The sequence below is a fragment of the Parabacteroides sp. D25 genome, from assembly GCF_000307475.1.
Taxonomy (GTDB): Bacteria; Bacteroidota; Bacteroidia; order Bacteroidales; family Tannerellaceae; genus Parabacteroides; species Parabacteroides distasonis.
Map to the genome: position 1 here is coordinate 379768 of NZ_JH976503.1, position 20965 is coordinate 400732.

14 protein-coding genes are annotated in these 20965 nt (G+C 48.2%); 2 read left to right on the top strand and 12 right to left on the bottom strand.

Annotated elements, in window-relative coordinates; genetic code table 11:
• The first annotated feature begins 33 nt into the window (after window positions 1-33).
• Window positions 34-675: a hypothetical protein gene (locus tag HMPREF0999_RS12200; RefSeq protein ID WP_010182892.1), complete on the top strand. Its 642-nt coding sequence runs from the start codon at window positions 34-36 to the stop codon at window positions 673-675.
• On the opposite strand, the gene HMPREF0999_RS12205 is transcribed toward HMPREF0999_RS12200, so the two are convergent.
• The 7 genes from HMPREF0999_RS12205 to HMPREF0999_RS12235 all read right to left on the bottom strand — a co-directional run bounded on the left by HMPREF0999_RS12205 (window position 672) and on the right by HMPREF0999_RS12235 (window position 11962).
• The gene (locus HMPREF0999_RS12205; RefSeq protein ID WP_009276027.1) at window positions 672-2888 is read right to left on the bottom strand and encodes an alpha-L-rhamnosidase C-terminal domain-containing protein; all 2217 of its coding nucleotides are present in this window, start codon (window positions 2886-2888) and stop codon (window positions 672-674) included. The two genes, HMPREF0999_RS12200 and HMPREF0999_RS12205, sit on opposite strands and share 4 nt — an antisense overlap.
• Window positions 2889-3032: 144 nt before the next feature.
• On the bottom strand, window positions 3033-5615 hold the full coding sequence (locus HMPREF0999_RS12210; RefSeq protein ID WP_009276028.1) for a family 78 glycoside hydrolase catalytic domain: 2583 nt from the start codon (window positions 5613-5615) through the stop codon (window positions 3033-3035).
• A 35-nt stretch (window positions 5616-5650) separates the two neighbouring features.
• Window positions 5651-7402 carry an alpha-L-rhamnosidase C-terminal domain-containing protein gene (locus tag HMPREF0999_RS12215; RefSeq protein ID WP_009276029.1) on the bottom strand — a complete coding sequence of 584 codons (1752 nt, stop codon included), beginning with the start codon at window positions 7400-7402 and terminating at the stop codon, window positions 5651-5653.
• Window positions 7403-7405: 3 nt separating this feature from the next.
• Complete coding sequence (gene rhaD, locus HMPREF0999_RS12220) at window positions 7406-8206, bottom strand: rhamnulose-1-phosphate aldolase (protein WP_009017902.1); 801 nt, start codon at window positions 8204-8206, stop codon at window positions 7406-7408.
• Between the two features lie 11 nt (window positions 8207-8217).
• A complete protein-coding gene (gene rhaT / locus HMPREF0999_RS12225; RefSeq protein ID WP_085931158.1) occupies window positions 8218-9243 on the bottom strand; it encodes an L-rhamnose/proton symporter RhaT in 1026 nt (341 codons plus the stop codon).
• Entirely contained in the window at window positions 9243-10502 is a 1260-nt protein-coding gene (locus tag HMPREF0999_RS12230) for an L-rhamnose isomerase (RefSeq protein WP_009276030.1), read from the bottom strand. Before HMPREF0999_RS12230 ends, rhaT begins: the two co-directional genes overlap by 1 nt.
• Before the next feature lie 38 nt (window positions 10503-10540).
• A complete protein-coding gene (locus HMPREF0999_RS12235; RefSeq protein ID WP_009017900.1) occupies window positions 10541-11962 on the bottom strand; it encodes a rhamnulokinase in 1422 nt (473 codons plus the stop codon).
• A 94-nt stretch (window positions 11963-12056) separates the two neighbouring features.
• Here HMPREF0999_RS12235 and HMPREF0999_RS12240 point away from each other — a divergent pair, with 94 nt between their 5' ends.
• The gene (locus HMPREF0999_RS12240) at window positions 12057-12944 is read left to right on the top strand and encodes an AraC family transcriptional regulator (protein WP_005856470.1); all 888 of its coding nucleotides are present in this window, start codon (window positions 12057-12059) and stop codon (window positions 12942-12944) included.
• A 7-nt stretch (window positions 12945-12951) separates the two neighbouring features.
• Here HMPREF0999_RS12240 and HMPREF0999_RS12245 read toward each other — a convergent pair whose 3' ends face one another.
• From HMPREF0999_RS12245 to HMPREF0999_RS12265, 5 genes are all read right to left on the bottom strand, one after another.
• Window positions 12952-13797 (bottom strand): endonuclease/exonuclease/phosphatase family protein, encoded by an 846-nt coding sequence (locus HMPREF0999_RS12245; protein ID WP_005856468.1) that lies wholly within the window; start codon window positions 13795-13797, stop codon window positions 12952-12954.
• Window positions 13798-13815: 18 nt separating this feature from the next.
• On the bottom strand, window positions 13816-15585 hold the full coding sequence (locus HMPREF0999_RS12250; RefSeq protein ID WP_005856466.1) for a RagB/SusD family nutrient uptake outer membrane protein: 1770 nt from the start codon (window positions 15583-15585) through the stop codon (window positions 13816-13818).
• Between the two features lie 13 nt (window positions 15586-15598).
• Complete coding sequence (locus tag HMPREF0999_RS12255) at window positions 15599-19108, bottom strand: TonB-dependent receptor (protein ID WP_009276031.1); 3510 nt, start codon at window positions 19106-19108, stop codon at window positions 15599-15601.
• Between the two features lie 170 nt (window positions 19109-19278).
• The gene (locus tag HMPREF0999_RS12260) at window positions 19279-20277 is read right to left on the bottom strand and encodes a FecR family protein (protein ID WP_005856462.1); all 999 of its coding nucleotides are present in this window, start codon (window positions 20275-20277) and stop codon (window positions 19279-19281) included.
• A gap of 85 nt (window positions 20278-20362) precedes the next feature.
• Complete coding sequence (locus tag HMPREF0999_RS12265; RefSeq protein ID WP_005856461.1) at window positions 20363-20911, bottom strand: RNA polymerase sigma-70 factor; 549 nt, start codon at window positions 20909-20911, stop codon at window positions 20363-20365.
• Window positions 20912-20965 lie beyond the last annotated feature (54 nt).

The following is a 20965-nucleotide window of genomic DNA, read 5'->3' on the forward strand; positions in this document are numbered from 1 at the left end:
GGAAAATACGAACAATTATACCTAGTAGCAGTTATGGCAGAATATATCAAGCAAGAGATGTGCGACCTGAACGGGACGGGGGAAAAGCCTGTGTATTATCGGATGAAGATACAACGGAACATGGACATGGAGGATTTCGTGGAACGGATCACCTACCCCGGATCGGGCTTGAGCAAGGGTAACGTCATGCAAGTGATGACGACAGTAGCAGAACATCTGGCCTATTGCATGGCGGAAGGGCAGTCGGTCACGTTGGATGGCATCGGTACGTTCACGCCCCGCCTAGGTGTGGTGAAGGACAAGGAGATCGACTCGCTGGATGGTGACGAACCGAAGCGTAACGCACGGAGCATCGAGGTGAATGGCATCAACTACCGGGCCGACAAGGAACTGGTACGGGAAACTAACCTGCGTTGCGACTTAAGACGGGGAGGTATCAGCCGTGTATGGAAATCGCCCTTCACCGAAGAGGAGCGCCGGACGCGGGCATTGGATTACCTTCACGAGCACCCATTCTTGCGCATACAAGACTACATGGCTATCACCGGACTAAAACGCAGTAGCGCAAACCGGGAGCTACTACGACTCAGCAGCGATCCGGCGAGTGGGCTCACCATATCGGGTTATGGAAGCCACCGGGTGTATGTCCGCAGGAAAACAGAGGGCGATCGCTAATCCACCCAATGGTGCCCCGGGCCGAGATGCTTGCGGGTACCATTTGGCTTTATCAGTTCGGCGGAGGTGCCTTCCGGGATTTGGAGATCGAACTTCATTCGCTTGCCTTTCTTCTTGATACTTACTTGGATGGTTCCATAATGAGTCTCTAGGCTGGCAGAGGCTTCCGATAAGGAACCCAATTGAGGCGAGATCTTAAAGGTACGGAAGCCGGGAGAGGTTGGCTCGATACCGCAGACCTTCTGGCTCAATAAGGTAAGCGGGCCACCGCTCCAAGCGTGATTGATCGTGCCGCCACCGAAGCCCTCGGCTCCGATGCCCCATCCCTCGAACAAGGTCGTGTATTCGGCATAATCCAGCATACGGGTGTAACGTTGCTTCATCCGTTCCAAGGCAAACGCCGGCTCGCCCATCTGGAAAAGGGCCTCTAGGACATACTTCTCCATATAAGGGCTGGCGTGATACTCCTTTTTAAGTACCTTCGTCAGCGCCGGATACTTATCTTTCGAGGCCAGCCCGGAAACAACCGCCATGGCTTGGGAGCGATCGTCCGTCTCCCCTTTATAGCCGGGGGAGCGATAGGCGGAACCTGTCCAGAACTTCGTGTCGAAACAACGTTCTATGCTACGCATCATCCGGGAGATCTCATCGGCATCCTTATCCCTGCCGAGTTGCAGGGCGAAGGCTCGCTCCGCTTTCAAGGCCAGATAATACCAGCAATTGGTCAATACACCCATATCGACGTGCTCGCCCCAGTCGCCCCAACTCCAAGCGCCTTGACGCTCGATCACCAAGCCACTCTTATCGACTTGCCAGACCTCGTGCAGGTAACGGCGCATCCGGTCGTATATCACCGGAACGAAACTACTGTCGGCACTATAATAATATTGTGTATAAAAACCGTACCAACCGATAGACGCCAACATCTGTAAAGGAAGCTCCTTATCCCAATTACCCGCCGGAACCGGAGAGTAGAGCGTTCCGTCCTCCCGCTGCCAATTCATTAATTCATGGATGCCTTTTACGGCTAGTTTCTGCCCGGACGGAGAAAGGGCGTAGAAAGCCTCGCCTAGCTCATTCACCTCGTCACCCCACCATTGGGCACGTTCACGGTCCGGACAGTCCATATAATTATCACGCATCGTTATGTATAAGGTGCGGGCAGAACGTTGCCAAAGCTCGTCGTAGAACGGGTCGTCACAATGGAAAGAGCCCGCGAGGTCCGTGTTGTAACCGGTCTCACGGTATTTCACATCCAGCACCTTCACGCCCTCGGGGATGATGTAATAGACCTCATGGCCGTTCATCCAGCCATAGCTTTCGTATTCCTGCTCACCCTCACGGGTGATATATTCGGCACGTACGTTGCGCTCGCTTCCTCCCTCGTAATTATCCATCCGGATGTGGATAGTCTTCCCGGCTTCCGCCTCTACTTTTAGATACGGAGTGATCTGGGCATTATAGGGCAAACGACAGAACAGGGTATCACCTCTCAAGGATTCCCGGACGGATACATAGGATAACAGGCCGCTGTTTTTCCACTGGGGTATCGGACGTTCCACCAGCTCCCCGAAAGGAGCTTTCCCCGCCTTACCGACGCAGACCGCCCCCGGAAGGGAACCTTCGAAACTCGTACGGTTCCAGTTTGTTATCGCTTGACGGGCATCGAAGCGGATATTACTCTCCGGCATACGGTAATTCGGGAAAGGGGCCTCGGTATTTTGATAGGCCTCATACAAGGCGCACTGCCAGCTCGCGTCGGAGACGATCTCCAGTCCCGGAGCGATCGCCTCGAATAACAAAGCTGCTTTCCCACTGTTGATATGACTGAAACCGTCTTTTCCGAAATGCCAGAGCAAGACGGCGATGGTATTCGTGCCCTTTGTCAGGTAAGGGGCGATATCTACCGGATCGTAATAAGTCCCGGAAGGAGAAGGTCCTCTTTTCAAGCCACCCTCGAAGATAACCAGTTGGTCGTTGATCCAAAGCCAATACTTGGAATCGGCGGCGATACGGGCGATGAGTTGATTCGGGACATCCGTCACGCCGAATGATTTACGGTAGATCAACCAAGTGTTCGTGGCGCTTTGGCAACGCTCGGTATTGATCCATTGGGCTTTCCAAGGGAAGGATTCGGGATGAGATGAAGCTGTCGCCTTTATCCAGCCGAAAGGCAAGAGGAACAAAAAGAAGGCAATGAGTAGCTTATTCATAAATTTAATCTTTAAAGTTCAACAGTTTATAATTATCTGGTTGTAGAGACGGGGCGTGCCCCGTCTCATCTCCCCAAAAGGTAACTTAAAGATACTATTAGCCGGTGGGAGACGGGGCACGCCCCGTCTCTACAACTAAGTATATTAAGCGGGATATGTAAATGTATGCGTACCGGCGGATACGGTCTCGGTCTGATCGCCTACCACGATATCGGCGGAGCAATCAGCCGGAATCGTCACGGTAAGCATAACCTTATCCCCTTCCCGTTTCCATTCGCTTGCGATACGGCCGCGTACGGAATGGTACTCACCTTTCGCCCAATCCAGTTCTTTCACGAAATGAGGAGTGATACGGATATGACGGAAGCCCGGATCCGAGTCGTCATGATTGATACCGGCCAGCTGGTTCATCATCCAAGCGGAGACATCTCCCATAAAGACATGGTTCAAGGAAGCGTCGGCAAACTTCGGACTAAGTGTCCACGTCTCCGGCAATGTGGAGTAACCCATCGTCTCTACCCAATATCCCCAAGAAGGTGCCTCGGTCTTCGTGATCATCTTCATGGCATCCTCGATATAGCCATATTTCGTAAGCATGGCCGGAACGGTCTTACTGCCTAATAGACCAAAATCCAAGAAATAGTTATTTCCCGCTACCACCTCACGCAGCTTATCCGCCACAAGTTGTTCCTTTCCTTCCGGTACAAGTCCCAGATACAAGGCCAAGGCTTGCGCCGTTTGGGTTCCTTCGGCATACACACTGGTCTCGGCGTTGAAGAACTTCTGGTTGATCAAGGATTTGAGCGTATTCGCTTTCTCTTGATAAGGAGCGGCATCCTTGCCCAGTAAAGAGGCGAAGCGAGCCATCAACTTATAATCCAGATAATAGTAGGCGGTAGAGGTATATTCATTATTCGTCGTAGCTTTCCAATACACCCAGTCACCCAAGCCAAAAGGCAAGTAACCGTCTTTCTCTTTCGTCTTCAAATAATCCAGATACCGCAGCATCGTAGGATATAAGCGCTCTATACTACGAGACTCGCCATAATAATCATACAAGGCGTTCGGGATGATAAACATGACAGCGTCCCAAACCGGACCCGGCCACTCGCCATATCCCCAACCGCTGGAAGGAATGATACCGGAAATCTCACCCGCCTCACGCTGGTTATCGATAATATCATTCATCCATTTCTCATAAAGCGTGATACCATCGAAGCCCAGCAAACCGAGGTCGATCGCGATATGCGCGTCGGCTGTCCAGCCATTCTTCTCCCGTTGCGGACAATCGGTCGGGATACTGTGCAGGTTACTGCGGTAAGCCTGCATCGTAGCCTCCCATATCTTATTCAATAGAGGATTCGAACAAGCGAAGGAACCGGACGGACGGACATCGGTATGCATAAACAAGCCGGTCAAGTTCTCTTCCGTTAAAGTAACGGGACGGCTACTCTCCACCTCCACGTATTGGAAACCGTGATAAGAGAAGGAAGGCATGAAGATCTCCTCCTCTCCCGTACCTTTCAAGGTAAAGACATCCATCTGGAATACCTCGTCCGGTTTGACCGGATGATAATATACATTGATATTGCCTTGCTCCAAGCGACCATCTTTCTTCAACAACTCACCATGTTTTAACGTGATACGGGTTCCCGCATCGCCTTTCACCTTCAAGCGGCAAAGGCCGGACATGTTCTTCGGGAAAGAATATACGTACAACTGATCGGAGAAACGTTTCATAGACACGGGTCTCACCTCTTCCGTGATACGGATTCCCGGCATTTGCTGGGCTACCAACAGAGGTGCCGGAGCCGGAGCCGGAAGTGCCGCTTCCCATTTACTATCGTCGAAATGAGCGGTTTTCCAGCCGGCCTCTTCCAGCCGGGCATCGAATTTATCGCCGCTGTATATATTATTATAGGTATAGGCCCCGGTGGAAGTCTTCCAAGTCTCGTCCGAGCCAATCACCTCCGTCGTACCATCCGTATAGGTAATACGTAACTCACATAGCAGGCGGGGACGATCCCGCCAGCGTGCCTCATGGAAATTCCAGACCGCCACGGACTGCTCGTTGTACCAGCCGTTTCCCAAAACAGCGGCCACGGCGTTGTCGCCTTGCTTCAGCAAAGAGGTAACATCATGCGTCACGTACAAGATACGTTTGTCGAAATGTGTATACCCCGGGTCCAGATAATTCGTTCCGACCCGCTCGCCATTGATGAATAGCTCATGATACCCGGCGGATGCTACGTACACACGGGCATCCTTCACTTCCTTGCCTACCGGGAAAGACTTGCGGAACAGAGGTGCAGGCTCGAACTCCTTATCCTTATGATCGGTAATCCAAGAGGCGGACCAATCCGAGGGATCGAACTTAGCGGTCTCGAAAGAAGCCGTCTCCGAGGTAGCGCACGGACGCCCTTCACCATCCCATACCGTAACATTCCAGTAATAACGGGTATGAGGTTTCAGGGCCATTCCCTCCGCATAGGGCCGCAAGTCGCCCGGACTCGTACCGATCCGTACCTCATAGCGGGAAGCCTTAAAGCCCTCCTCATTTCCGGAGTATTCCCATGTAAAGCGAGGAGACGAAGTATACAAGCCGATAGGCTCCGTAAGGTATTCCGTACGGAGATTCGTAGGTATCGTTAATTCATTATTGCTTTTACAACCGCCTAATAAGAGGGCGGCGAAAGCGTAGATATAAATAGACTGTTTTATTCGCATAGTAGCATCGTTTATTTTATTATTCATATTTGTTTTTAATCCATACAAACACGGATTTCTTCAGGAGCGTTGATATGGCTTATCACCCTACCGTCCGCACCTTTCTCATGTCGGATCTCAATCACCCCATAAGGCGTGGGAAACGTACCTTCCACCCATTCGAGATCTCCCAGATGTGGGATGATACGTACCGTACGGCAACCCGGTTCCACCACTTGTACGCCCAATACGTACTCGCTTAACCACGATGTGGGGCCCGAAGCCCATCCATGGCACAAGCTATGGCGGAAACCTTGATAGCAATACGCTCCATAATCTCCATGAATATCTTTCTTTCCAGCGGGGACCAGCTCATCAATACGCCCTGCATCCGGAAGCCATTCCATATTGAAATCCTCCCAAAACGTAGTAGCACCTACATCCAGCATAGCTCCCCAATACGTACGGATCACATCTAACGCACCTTGGTAATTACCAGCCAACGCCATTGCCCGTAGCATATAATACCCGTAAAACGTAGAGAAGCCTTTCGCCCCGTCCACTGCCAAGCAACGCTCGTTCGCCTCCTTAGCATCCATGATACCCGCCAGAGCCATCAAAGCGGCGGCCTGTTTGTCCCCGGGCGTAATCCGATCTTTCTCCGAAGGGAACCGGGATTTCTTCCGAAGGGAAAACTCAATAGCCTTGGAAGCTACCATACGGCATTCCGAGGCCAACGCATCCTCGCCTAAAACGGTACATAACTCCTCTCCCGCACGCATGGCTTGTATCATCAGCGATTGAAGGCCGGCATCGATAGCGGGTGTATTCTCACTGGAAGGCCAATCCAAGAAACGGTTCCCATCCAGTCTCTCTTGTCCGCTTGGGTCAACCTTCGAGATCAAGTGACGCAACAAAGCAGTCATATAAGAGCGTTGCTCTTGTAGATACGCAAGATTCCCTTGGTAATAATACCAATCCCGCTGAATCAACAACCACCAGATCGAGTACGAACTGATACCGTTCATCCAACTAGGCAGCGGCGTAATATCCCGAATCAAATCCAAGCTCTTAGGAACCACCTCATTATAACCGAAGACGGTACTGACCGTCATTACCTCCGGATGTAAATCCCCCACCCAGACCAGACGATCCCGTTTTACGCCGTCCCATAGATATTCCTGCATATTCAAGTGGACCGTGTACGCACCTGTCTTCCAGATCCGGTTCAACCGCTCGTCATTACAACGGAAAGAGCCCAGATAAGGAATATCCCGAAACGTGGAGATCGCACGGACCTCTTTTAATTGCAACTCCGTAGAATCACCCAATACATCAATACGCACGAAACGGAAACCGGAATTACCGATCTCCTGCACGCCCAGCCAAGGGAGCGATACCACGAAATCCCGCATCGCATGATCGTTGCTCGCCCCGTTCGCACCATCTATCTCGCACATAGCCTCACTAACGGACTCGCCGAAACGAACCCGTACGGAAACCGGATCGTGAGACGGCGGCATACCGGTCACCAGCTGAAGGCCGCCTTGCAACTCCTTCCCGAAATCAAGCAGCAAAGCGGGATGTTCGGTTGGCGTACTTTTCAACACACACAACCGATTATTCGCCAAATCCGACTGTCCGTTGCCCGGAACAAGCAAATGGTTCGCTCCCGTAATTCGCGAACTATCTTGCTGCCAGACAATACGGACCGGAGCGATATACTCCCGTGTCCGATGGTCTCGCTGCTGGGCGAACAACGTGAACGAACCGATCCCTATGAATAGAATGATTAATTTCTTTCGCATACGCTAGAGTCCAAAAGCCGGAACCAAGTCATCCAATTGCTGCTCCGTCATACCTTCCGGCTCGTAACCGGTCATGCGGGCACTGAAATAGATCTGGGCGGATTTACTCAACGTATCGATCGCATCGAAGCACTCGATCAGGTCCTCACCGACGGCAAGGATACCGTGCTTCTCCCAGAACACCACGTCGTGCTCCTCCAACTGACGGATCGTAGCGTGCGCCAACGCCAAAGTGCCCGGTATCTCGTAAGGAACGATACCGACCCCTTTCGGCACGATAATCCGACATTCCGGGATCATACTCCATAACGTGCGGGTAATCTTCTCCGAATCCAAGAACGGCTTACAATGCGTCATGCCGATAATATCCGTCGGATGCGTATGCAATACCACCCGGTTATCCCGTCCCTTCGCACGCAAGAAATTGTGCATCAACAAATGGGAAGGCAATTCGGAAGTCGGTGGGATCGGTTGCTCCGCTAGGATATCATACGATTTCCCATCGGCGGCGATACGGATCAAAGAGCCGTTGGCGAAAGGATCTTTCGCCACGTAACGCATCCGTTTTCCGGTACCCGTCACATAAAAGACGTGCCCACATAAGGCCGTCATCGCCTCTTGCAAGGGGATCGAGGAAACCAAAGCCGGCAACGCCTTCTCCTCCTCGCTCAATAAAGTAGTCAGGTTCACCGATATATTCCCGCCGTTTCGCTCAGCCCAACCCTTGGTCCACAAATAGCCGGCGACCTCGGCGATACGATCTATTTCCGCCATCAGGCGTTCATTGTTTCTTAGTATTATCATGTCTATTTTAATTAAACTATATTCGGATATAATAAGGAAAGGATCAAGATACACATGCCGGTAATCAATACCACGATTGTCCGGCGATCCACGCCCTTCCATTCTTTTAATAAGATGCCCCAGACATTACTGAAAATAACATTCAACGACATCAGGATACTCCACGAGAAAGCCAGCATAACCGGGGAATCCGAGAAATAGCTCTTTCCCATCCCCAGTCCGAAGAACTGCGAGTACCAAAGCACGCCTGCCAAAGCGCAAAATAAGACATTATTCAGCAATGTACCTCCCGATACCGAGAAATAATCCTTGCCCGTCCCATTTTTCACGTTCTGGAAAATACAATACACAGCGTTCGTACAAAAGCCGCCCAAAGTAACCAACAGTATCACGGGATTCAAGGCGAACAGATCGCTAGCTCCCGCCTCTCTCGCTTTCGCCAGCACCTCGTTTCCCGATTCCAAACCCAAATTGAAGCAGGCGCTCATCACACCGGCAAGCAAGGCTACCGCCAAGCCCTTAGTCAAGGCAAAATCCTTCACCGCCGCTTTCTTCTCCTCCTCACTCATATTCCGGGCCCGCAGGCTTCCGGCGTAACCGATCACGGCGATACCCGCTAAGGTAATGCAAACACCGGTCAACAGGATCAATCCGGTTCCCTCAAACAGATTCGTTCCACCGAACAAAGCCGGGAAGAGCGTACCAAAACCGGCGCATGTACCCAAGGCGATGCTCTGTCCCAAAGCTACGCCCAGATAACGCATACTCAACCCGAAAGTCAACCCGCCGACACCCCAGAGCATGCCATAGATAACCGCTCCCAAGCTACCCGGCGAACACCATAGCTCCAGCAAGGTACTCCCTTCCGGTACCGCCAACATCGCCCCGAGATAAGGGAAAACCAACCAAGCGAAGATACCTTGCACCAACCAAAAGCTTTCCCAACTCCAATCCCGGATCTTATTGATCGGCACGTACGAGCTACTCTGCCCGAAACTGCCGATCGCGATGATCAACAACCCAATCCCGATCTCTATCATTGCCGTCTTGAGGTAACGTCGGACTCATATTTCTCGATCTCAGCGATATAAGACTCTCCTACGGGGACCCCACTTTGTAGACAATACATATCCCAAACCGCCCCCCAAGGCAGACTCTTCGCTTCCTCCTGCAAGGCAAGACGCTGGAAATACTTACCCTCATCCTCGTACTGGCGAAGCAAGGCGATCGGCTCTAGCAAAGCGAGCATAAAGGCTTTTTGCGTAGCACGGCTACCAATGACATAAGCACCGATACGATTGATGGTAGCGTCGAAATAATCCAAACCGATATGTACCCGGTCCAAGGCGTCGCAACGCACGATCTCACGAGCTAAATCCTGCACATCGTCATTCAAGATCACGACATGATCGCTATCCCAACGGATCGGACGACTTACGTGCAACATGATCTCGGGCGTAAACAGCAATAACGAGGAAACCTTGTCGGCGATACTTTCCGTCAAATGGAAATGGCCAGTGTCCAAGGTAACGATCTTGTTCTTTTTCGCCCCGTAACCCAAATAGAAATCATAGGAACCTACCGTATAACTCTCCAAGCCGATACCGAAGAGTTTCGCCTCGATACAATCTTTCATCCATTTATATTCGGTAGCGAATATCTCATCCAGCGATTCCTCCAAGATACGGCGATAACGTAAGCGGCTGGCCGGTACTTCCTTGCTCCCGTCATGTATCCAAAGGTTCATCATGCAAGGATCGTTCTGGGCTTTACCCATCTCATCGCTGATCCAGCGACAACGCTTCGTATGCTCGATCCAGAAGTTACGGATATCATCGCTGGGGTTCGCCAAGGTCAAATCTCCGCTTTTAGGGTGCGAGAAAGAGGTACTGTTGAAGTCTAGCTTGAAATCATTCTCTTTCGCCCATTGTATCCAGCTCTCGAAATGACGGGGTTCTACCTCGTCACGGTCTACTTTCTCCCCTTGGAAATCCCCGTAGATCTCATGCAGACTAAGCCGATGATTACCGGGGATATAGGATTTCGCCTTCAATACATCCCGGCGCAACTCGTCGATAGTACGGGCACGTCCCGGATAATTGCCGGTCACTTGTATACCACCAGTCAAGGAGCCGCCTTGGTTCTCGAAACCGCTTACGTCATCGGCCTGCCAGCAATGCAGGGATAGGGATATTTTCTTCATATCCTCTAAAGCTTTACGAACGTCTACACCTACGGCCGCATAGCGTTCTGCCGCTACTTCAAATGCCTGTTGAATTAAACTGTCTTTTGTCATGGTATGATGTTTTTAAATTTATATGATTTGAAAGTGTATCACCTTTCCGGATAAAATTCCTTGGGAGGGAATGCGGTGGCTATCAGTCTTCGCATCTCCCAACAATCCGTCAGTAATCCTGCCGACTTAGCCTGTATCAAGCAATTTCCAATGGCAGTCGCCTCAGACGGGCCTGCCAATACGGGAATACCGATAGCGTTGGCTGTCAACTGATTCAGCAGATCGTTCCGAGAGCCACCACCTATCACATGCAATCGTTCAATCGGATGTGGCGACATCGATTTGAGTATTTCCAGCACCTCTTTATAACGATTCGCCAAGCTATAAAATATACAATGTACATAATCGGCGTCCGAAGCGGGAACAGCCTGTCCGGTTTCCTCACAATAGGCCGTGATCTCACGTAGCATACTCTCAGGATTGGCGAAACGAGGATCATCCGGATTGATCAAAGAAGTAAATTCGCTCAACTCCGCCATCCGAACCATATCATCGTACGAATAATCCAATCCGGACCGCTTCCATTGCTCCCGGCAACGTTCCAAGATCCACATACCTGTAATATTCTTCAAAAAGCGAGTCGTACCCTCGATACCCCCCTCATTCGTGAAATTATTCTTGAAAGAGACCTCGTTGATGATCGGCTTCTCCACCTCGATACCCATCAAGCTCCAAGTACCACTACTCAAGTAAGCGAAATTAGGAGAAGAAGCAGGAACAGCGGCTACCGCCGACGCCGTATCGTGACCAGCCACGGCGATTACCGGGATTTCCCCGATTCCTGTCTTACGGGCGATCGACTCGCTCAACCGCCCGATCAACGTCCCCGGCATCACCACCGGACACATCAAAGTAGGAGATACACCTACGGCCTCCAAGAGCTTGTAATCGAATTTATGGGTTTCCGGGTTCAATAATTGAGACGTGGAAGCGATCGTATATTCACATACCATACGCTCCGTCAACATATAAGCCAAAAGGTCCGGTATGAATAATATTTTTTCCGCCACTTCCTGCGGTATGAACGAGTCTTGCCCCGCCCTAAAAAGCTGGAACAAGCTATTAAACGGCATCACTTGAATACCTGTCCGCTTATAGACCTCTTCCTTGGGAATCCGTTTGAAAAAGTCCTCGGGAGCGCCGTCCGTATAAGGATCTCGGTAAGCACGAGGTAAGCCCAATAGAGAGCCATCCAAAGCCACATACCCAAAATCCACTCCCCATGTATCTATTCCGATCGAGTGCAACCGGATTCTTTGCCGGGCGCATATCGTCAAGCTTTCTATAAGAGAAGTATAAAGATGATAGATATCCCAATAAAACCGTCCGTGTAATTCCACCATCGGATTCGGGAACCGATGGATCTCTTTCATTTCAAATTTGGCATCCTTTAAGGTTCCGAGCACGGCCCGTCCACTGGTAGCCCCTATATCAAAGGCTAGAAAATTATATTCCTTCATGGCTTAACAAAGTTATTTGTTTGACAAAAGCAAAAGTAGAAGCATTATTGCTATATTTGCTTACGAAAATGATTTTAAACCTTTCAAATCTGACATGAACGAACTGCGGAATGATTTACTACGTTACTTGACGATCAGCGCTACGGATGAGGAATGGGGAATCGTCGTCACGACGGTCGGATATCAATTCATCCCGCCGGGTTGCGCCTATCCGCTTTCCCGGCATCCGGAGAAGTATAATTTCAAGCCTCAGACCGGGCGCATCCTGAATGAGTATCAATTGGTATATATAACGAAAGGTAGCGGGTACTTTTCCTCCCAGTCTTGTAAATCGCAAAAGATAAACGCAGGGACGATGATCCTCCTTTTCCCCGGGGAATGGCATAGTTATTATCCGGACCGGGAAACGGGATGGGATGAGTATTGGGTAGGTTTCCGGGGCATTCATATCGATAAACGTGTGGAGAAGAAATTCTTTACCAAGGAAGAGCCGCTACACCGGATCGGGCTGAGCGCTACGATCGTCGGACTTTATGAGGATATACTGAAGTTCGCCTCGGAGGAGAAATCCGGTTACCAACAGATGATCTCCAGTATCGTGCTTCATATATTAGGCTCCGTATATTATAAGGAAAAGAACAACTCCTTCACGAACACCTATGTCGTAGATAAAATCAACGAGGCACGTATATTAATGAAGGAGAACATCGAGGACCCATTAAGTCCGGAAGAGATCGCTGCCCGTCTTGGTTTAGGTTATTCATGGTTTCGCCGGATGTTTAAGGAATACACCGGCGTCTCCCCCGCCCAATATCAATTACAACAGAAGCTCCTTCGTGCGAAAGAGCTTCTGACTAGCACCCCTTTGACGATCTCCGAGATCGCCTATAGCCTGCATTTCGAGAATGCCGGCCAATTCTCCACATTCTTCAAGAAGAAAGAAGGGGTCACGCCCTCGGAGTTCAGGGATCGGACACATTGAGATAATATTAGAACTCAGCCACGACCATCACCGGGAAATGATCCGAAGGTGTATGTCCGTATAATGTGTTCGTTAATACACCGTATTTATCAATTTGGATACTGTCGGTTACCCAGATATAATCCAGACGCTCCTCTGTCTTGATCGTACTATCATATCCGTGATAGGTACAGACCGGACCGAACGGGGCTTCCTTGGTGATCTTATAAGAGTCGTTCAAGAAACCGCTATCATTTAAAATACGGATCGGTTCTTCGGTAGGAAACGCATTGAAATCGCCTGTCAGGAATACAGGCTGATTACCGGCGATACTTTTGATCCGTGAGATCATTAAGTTAGAAGATTCCCTACGGGCCACATCTCCCTCGTACTCATAATGTACATTAAAGAAATAAAATTGTTTATGGTTCTTCAAGTCCTCAAACTTCCCCCAAGTACAAATCCGGTTACAGCAAGTACCATCCCAACCTCTACCGGGTTTCTCGGGATGTTCCGATAACCAGAAATCGCCTTGATCCAACACCTTGAACCGATCTGAACGATAAAATATGGCGCAGTGCTCTCCGGCATCTTTTCCATCATCCCGTCCTACACCAATAAACCGGTAGTCGCTTAACCGCAAGATATCGTTTAATTGATGCGTAAATCCTTCTTGAGTCCCGAATAAATCGAAACCATAAAAACGGATTAAGTCATTCACCATATCTTTCCGGTGAAACCAAGCGTTCTCCCCATCGGATGGAGTATCCATCCTCAAATTAAAAGTAGCGATCTTTAAGACCTCCTTATCTTCCGCTTTTCCATAAGCCATCGCCAAGAACAGCAATGACACGAATATAATTAACTTTTTCATGATTCATTCTTTTTTTAGTTACCAACCCGGATTTTGTGTCAAGTTCGGATTCATGATAATATCCAAGTCCGGAATAGGATATAGATAATGCTTATCCTCCCATACCCGGGGAATATTATTCAACCAAGTCAATTCTCCTTTCGTATTCCCTGATAAACGCTGCGGATTTACCTTACCGGCCTTCATCTCGGAAACGACCACGTAGGTCACTCCCGATATCGGGTTCTCCACGTTCTCATTCATCGTAAAACATACATCCAAGATACCATCTTCATTTAAATCCATCGGCTTATCCAATTCCGGGACATAGAAACCATTCCAAGGCATTGTCATCAGATTCCCTTTTTTCCAACGTAACAAATCACTGAAACGCAAACCCTCGAATACCAATTCGATACCTCTCTCACGACGGATCTCCAGCAAACTGGGATCTGTTATTTCCGGGAAATAATTCGCTTGCAGGTAAGGATCAGCCTTTGTCGGTCTAGCTGTCAAACCTCCTGTTATCCCCGCTCTACCCCGTAAAGCACCGATCGTTTTTTCCCAATCCGCATCCGTGAAGACTCCAAGCTCCGCTTTCGCTTCCGCATAGTTCAATAATACCTCGGCGAAACGAATCAAAGGAATCGAATTATCATTATTCGCACCGCTATCATAAAACACATCATCCAGGCAATACTTAATAGGTTGATAACCGGTATAGGTATAAGAGAAGATCGGAGGAGCGGGCGTTTGCACCCCCCCATCAATACGCTTATAATCCCCCATACGGATGGTTTGTTGCAAACGTTTATCACGATTCTTCACCTCATCCATAAAGACCATGGTCTTATATCCCTCCTTGTCCGTAAAAGGAGTACCGTCCTCCATCAAATAAGTATTCACGAACGTACGGATCAAATTCAGACGGGGACCATATGTAGCGCTTGTCCAATACCAGTTAGCGTCATTCAATACGCTCAAGGACTTATCACAAACAGCGGCAAGCATAACCTCCGTAGTCACCGGCTTCACACTGATAAACAAATCCCGGTACGATTTCGTCGTACCGTTTGCCGTATACAATTTAAAACCAGAGTTAGCGATCACATCCTCTGCCGCTTTAACCGCCTCGTTCAGCCAAGCATTCGCCGACTCTTTCAGCCCATATTCCGTATGATACTTACGAAACGTCCCCTCGAACAGGCATACTCTCGACTTGAAAGCCTGAGCTACATACTTCGTGATCAAGGAACTGGTCTGATCACTCGTCAAGGTAATATGCTCGCAAGCGAAATCCAAATCAGCCAAGACCGAATCCATCACCAAGGTTCTCGAATCCCTTGCCGCATACAGATCGGGGTCATCCACCTCCATCGCCTTATTGATCCAAGGCACGTCGCCAAAGCGTTTCACCTTATCAAAGTAGAACCAAGCACGGAAGAAACGAGCTAAACCTATATAATTCATCCTAACGCTTTCCGATACCCGTGGGTCCGTACAATTCTGGATAAAGTAATTGATGTTCCGAAGCTTTTCCCAATCCCAGCCATCGCTCTGTTGAGGACCATAGGCATCCGCCAATATAAAATTAGGAACCAACGCCCTCGCCGCATAATCACACATATTATCCGCTTGGTGAGCGGCCGATGGAGTCGGTAAAATCTCATAGAACGAGTTCGCGTATAATTCCAATCCATTCTCCGTACTGAAAACCGGTTCCTTGGAAACCTCTGAAACAGGAACCTCATCCAAATCGCAAGAGAACAAACCTATCACACTGATGATATATATTAATGTCTTTTTCATACTATAGCACTTTTTAGAATGTAACTGACAAACCAAAACTAACACTCTTCAATATCGGATAGCTATATCCATTACCCGACGTACCCTCCGTTAAATCCCGGTCAGAACCTCTGACCGCCTCAACGTCTAAGTCTTTAGAATATTTATAGAAAGGAGACCAACTCCAAAGATTCTCGCCCGAGACGTATACCTTGGCATTCTGCATCCTTAGTTTCGAGATAAAGCTCTTCGGCAAAGTATACCCTAACTGAATATTCTTCATACGTATATAGGCGATATTCTGTAAGTAACGGGTTTGTTTCAAGTTCAACTCGGCATAAGGCTCCTCAGAGGAGTATCCTCTCAAACGGGGGAAATAGGTATTCGGATTCTCCTCCGTCCAGATATTCCCCAAATGAGATTTAGGCATATCATTATACGGACGATTATACATACCCCAGAAATAAGAGGCTTCCGATCCCGGCCACCAATCTTGTTTACCTACACCTTGGAAGAAAGCGGAGACGAAGAAGTTATTCCAATCACCGCTCAAATTGATACCATAGATGAAACGAGGCTCGCTATTACCGATTATCTTCTGGTCACCCGGATTATCCACCGTATTGTTTCCATAATCAATCACGCCATCGCCGTTCAAGTCCTTGAACTTGATATCGCCCGGAAGCCATTGTCCAGCCGTAGCACCCGCGTAGAAATAGGGTTGTTTAGCGTGGCTATCGATATCAGCTTGCGAGGTAAAGAAACCTTCAGTCTCGTATCCCCAGATCTCACCTACCTTCATACCCTCGTAATAGTAATCATCGCCCAGTTTCTTTTCCGGGTTATTGTATTTATCAATCGTTGACTGGTAATCGGCGAGCGTGAAACGAACCTCGTAATTGAACGGTTTACTTGCCAACTGGAACTGATCCCGCCAAGAGACACTCAACTCAAAACCTTTTGTCGTAAGATCCGCATAGTTACCTTTCGGCACATCCGTACCGAACACCGCCGGCAATGACATACCCACCGTAAACATATCGGTTGTTTTCCGTTGATAGATATCGCCCGAGAATTGCAAACGGTTCGATAGGAAAGCAAAGTCCAGACCAAGGTTCAAGGTCGTAGATTTCTCCCAAGTCAAGCCCAACGGAATAACCGCCGGCTGGCCCGTATACTGCGGACGTATGCCATTCAACACCAAACTGGATTGCTTGATCTTAAATAACTCTTGGAATGAGTACGGATCAATATTACCATTACCCAAGGAACCATAAGAGGCACGTACCTTCAGATTCGAGAAGATTTCCTCGGGAACCTTCCAGAACGGCTCTTGCGAAACCCTCCAACCCGCAGAGACCGATGGGAAGAACGCATATTGAGAATCCGACGGGAATTTGGAAGAACCATCTAACCGACCATTCACTTCCAATAGATAACGATCATTAAAGACATAATTCAAACGGAAGAAACCTCCGGATATACGCCATTTGGAATAACCACCCTCGGTATTAATCGTTTGTCCCAAGGCCATATTCAAATCCTCGGCATCATCAAAGATCAATCCGTTTCTCAATACCTTTACATTCTTCATACGGGATTCCTCGTAGTTATATCCTACCATCGCCTTGAAATAATGCACTTCTTTAAAGGTATCCTCGTATTCTCCGTAAATATTGCTAGCCAGATAACTAGTCGTCTTATTCGTATTCTGGATATCATTCTTGGAAGAACCTACGTACTCAATCACACCCGGACGGCGGCTGAACGGCACCGGTACCCGGATCTGGGTTTGGTCGTTGTCATTGTTCTGGAACGTAAAATCACCTTTGATACGCAATTTATCCTTCAAGAAACTAGCCGTAGTGCTCACCGTATTCTTCAAGATCCTTTGCTCGGTATCGATACCATTCTTTCCGTACCAGAAATCACCAACCGTATAAGCGGCAGAGTGCGTCAAGGTACCATCCGGGTTAAACATCGGAGCCAAAATATGCCCCTCATCCGCGATATTACGCCAGATACCGCCACCTTCACCTACATTCAACGGATTATGATAAGTCATGCTGGAATACTCCAAATTGTCCTCCACCTTCAACCAATCAAATACCTGCACCGCTCCTTTCGCACGCATATTGAACAACTTATAGTCGTCCGTATTATATCGGAACAATCCATCTTGCCCATAATAACGGCCCGTTACATAGAAACTGGTCTTGCCGCTACTTCCGGACACGGAAATATTATGATCCGTAGCGAACGTAGATTTCTTATACAATTCCTTGTACCAATCCGTATTTCCATAATATACATAATCCCCATTCGGACCGATCTCTACCTCCGGTAATCCCGAGATGCCGGAACGACGCTCCAGTTCCTCCAGATACTCCTGAGAGAATTTCAAGGTCTTATTAATGTTCTGTGGAGTTTGGGAATAATCGTAATAAGCGCTCCACGCCTCATTAAAGTATTTAGCGTATGTATATCCATCGGTAACGACATCCGGTACCTTCGTCGGAGATTTCATCGTAAAATTACCCGAGTACGTCACGGAAGTCTTGTCCTTGGACGGATTCTTCGTCGAGATTAATACGACACCAAATGCGCCTCTCGCGCCGTAAATGGCAGCCGAAGCCGCATCCTTCAAGACAGATACACTGGCGATATCATTCGGGTTCAACATACTGGGATCACCCTCCACGCCATCGATCAATATCAAGGCGCTACCCTTTTGTCCGATAGAGGTCGTACCACGTATATTATATTCCGCCGTACGATTTGGTTTACCATCTGTCATCGAGATATTCAGATTAGGGATCGTACCTTGAAGCGCTTGGGTAACGTTTGAGATGGAACGGTTATCGAACACCTCACTCGTCACTTGTTCCACCGCACCCGTCAGATTCACCTTCTTCTGGGTACCGTAACCAACCACGACTACTTCATCCAATTTCTGGGTATCCTCACGGATCGTCACGGTCAGCTCGCTCTTCCCTTTAACAGCGATATCCTGAGGCATAAAACCGATATAAGAGACTTGCAAGATATCATTGTCCGAAGCCTCCACCGAGAAATTTCCATCCATGTCCGTTATGGTACCGTTCGTCGTACCTTTCACCACGACATTCGCCCCGATTACCGGATCACCCAAAGGATCTAGTATCGTACCGGTTATCTTGCGGGAAGGTTTACCGGCTGACGCACTTGCATTTTGTCTCGGAAACAAAGCGATCTGCTTACTGGTGATCTCAAAAGAGAGGTCCGTGGTCCTTAGCATTGAATTTAAGGCAGACTCTATAGGCTGATTCGAGACGTTCAAACTTACCTTTTGAGTCAAGTCTATCTTGTTACCGTCATAAAAGAACGTATAACCGCTAGCGACCTCAATCTCATGGATCGCCTCTTTCAACGGTAGGTTCGAAAATGAAACTGATATCTTCTTGTCGACGGCTTCAACAGCTAACAAACGTAAAGAAAAGAATAGAAGAAAGAATATCGCATACAAACAATTTCTTCCTTTCACAAATTGTCTTTTATTATTCATATATTTGCGAAGTATTTAAAGTTAACATCCTTACAGCTTTAGACAAACGGCCAAATTTGAACAAGCTGTAATTAGATTTTAATTTGGATTAGGGATTTGTCCCCGAAAGGCTTAAGTTACCGCTTAAGCCTTTTTTGTTGTCTTATGTCATTGGGATAATCTCATAGGCATTACTTTTTAGAAGGTTCAACATGCATTATTTGTACGTGATCATCCTCGTCGAACGTATAAGCGATCGGGTTTATGCGCGACATGATCCGTAAGATCACTTCCAGTGACTCATCCTTGATTGTGAACGTATAGGCTTGTGAATCCGGGATGGTAGGATCTACCTCGATCTTAACATTATACCATTTCTCCAGATAACGAGTTATGTACCGTAACGACTTCGCCTCAAACCGCACACTCTCGCTTGCCCAGAAAGACTCGTAAAACATATCGGCGGAGGTTATATTCAAGGTCTTATCCCTTTTATTCAAAGCGGCGATCTCCCCCGGATACAGATAAGCCTCCTTACCTCCGGCCTCCAAAGAGACTGAACCCCGGAAAAGGGTCACCCGAATGTTTTCTTCCTTTGGATAAGAGTTCACGTTAAAGCAGGTACCATGTACCTTTACTTTCACCTCCGAGGCCAAGACCACGAAAGGATGCCGGTTGTCTTTCGTCACGTCAAACAGGGCCTCGCCGTTCAAAGCCACTTCCCGGTTCTCCATGAAATCTGCCGCATACTCCAAGGTAGAACCGGAGTTCAACCAAACAACGCTGCTATCCGGCAATACGATCCTCGACTTACCGCTTAAAGCGGAATAAGACAACTTATTGGAATAAACGGCCCGGTCTCCTCCAGTATACAAGAAAGAGAAGGTCAACGAAATGATCAATAATATGGAAGCCGCGGCTACCGCCATACGGAATTTCCAGATAGAGACGACTTTAGGAGCCTTGTTCTCTTGGGACATACGACTTTCCAGTTGTTGCCAATAAAAAGCGGTATCCGGCGTATAGGATGAAGCCTCCTCCCGGATCTCTCTCCATAATCCCTCTAGTTCTTGATATAAATGAGCATTCCCTTCTCCTTGAAGCCATTCCTCGAACAACTTCTCACCTCTCTCATCTTGTTCATCCTTCAGACGAGATATAATTAATTGCCATGGTATATGTTTATTCATGAAGTGCCATTTTCTAGTGTGACACATCAAATGACGATAACCCTACATAGTTTTCATTATTTTTTTTAATCTTGTGGAAATAAAATCACCATAAGTAGTGATAGGCATCCCCCAAATAGGCCCGGATCTGTTTTAACGCTCTGGAAATATGCCCTTCCACGGCTTTAACGCTTATATTCATTTGCTCCGCTATCTCCTTATTTGAAAGGTTGTCCATACGGCTCTTATTGAATACATCACGGCATTTCGGGGGAAGGGAGAAAATAGCCTCATGAATCAGGCGTTGCAACTCTTGAGTTTCCAATGTCTCGTCATTCTCGAAACGTTCCAAAGAGGAAAAATCGTCCGTTGAGATAAAACGCTCGTTATCTCTTAGGTAATTCAAGGCCCTATTCCGTGCGGACTGGAATAGATAGGCTTTCAACGTGATCTGGATTTGTAAGGTCTCCCGTCTTTCCCAAAAGCTGGCAAAGATATCGACTACGATATCCTCGGCGGCTCCCGGTTTCTTCATATATAAATGTACGAAGCGGCATAAAGGAGTGAAATATAACTCAAACAGATGTTTAAAAGCCAGTCTATCACCAGCTTTTATCAGTTTTAGAATAAACAAATCGTCTATAGTTTTATCCATTATTCCATCTCCCTTAGCGTCAAGATATTTGCAAACATAGACATAAAAAATCAA

Coding starts and splice junctions, on each gene's coding strand:
- HMPREF0999_RS12200 (WP_010182892.1), top strand. CDS start 34: ATGGCAGAATATATCAAGCAAGAGATGTGCGACCTGAACGGGACGGGG.
- HMPREF0999_RS12205 (WP_009276027.1), bottom strand. CDS start 2,888: ATGAATAAGCTACTCATTGCCTTCTTTTTGTTCCTCTTGCCTTTCGGC.
- HMPREF0999_RS12210 (WP_009276028.1), bottom strand. CDS start 5,615: ATGCGAATAAAACAGTCTATTTATATCTACGCTTTCGCCGCCCTCTTA.
- HMPREF0999_RS12215 (WP_009276029.1), bottom strand. CDS start 7,402: ATGCGAAAGAAATTAATCATTCTATTCATAGGGATCGGTTCGTTCACG.
- rhaD (WP_009017902.1), bottom strand. CDS start 8,206: ATGATAATACTAAGAAACAATGAACGCCTGATGGCGGAAATAGATCGT.
- HMPREF0999_RS12230 (WP_009276030.1), bottom strand. CDS start 10,502: ATGACAAAAGACAGTTTAATTCAACAGGCATTTGAAGTAGCGGCAGAA.
- HMPREF0999_RS12235 (WP_009017900.1), bottom strand. CDS start 11,962: ATGAAGGAATATAATTTTCTAGCCTTTGATATAGGGGCTACCAGTGGA.
- HMPREF0999_RS12240 (WP_005856470.1), top strand. CDS start 12,057: ATGAACGAACTGCGGAATGATTTACTACGTTACTTGACGATCAGCGCT.
- HMPREF0999_RS12245 (WP_005856468.1), bottom strand. CDS start 13,797: ATGAAAAAGTTAATTATATTCGTGTCATTGCTGTTCTTGGCGATGGCT.
- HMPREF0999_RS12250 (WP_005856466.1), bottom strand. CDS start 15,585: ATGAAAAAGACATTAATATATATCATCAGTGTGATAGGTTTGTTCTCT.
- HMPREF0999_RS12255 (WP_009276031.1), bottom strand. CDS start 19,108: ATGAATAATAAAAGACAATTTGTGAAAGGAAGAAATTGTTTGTATGCG.
- HMPREF0999_RS12260 (WP_005856462.1), bottom strand. CDS start 20,277: ATGAATAAACATATACCATGGCAATTAATTATATCTCGTCTGAAGGAT.
- HMPREF0999_RS12265 (WP_005856461.1), bottom strand. CDS start 20,911: ATGGATAAAACTATAGACGATTTGTTTATTCTAAAACTGATAAAAGCT.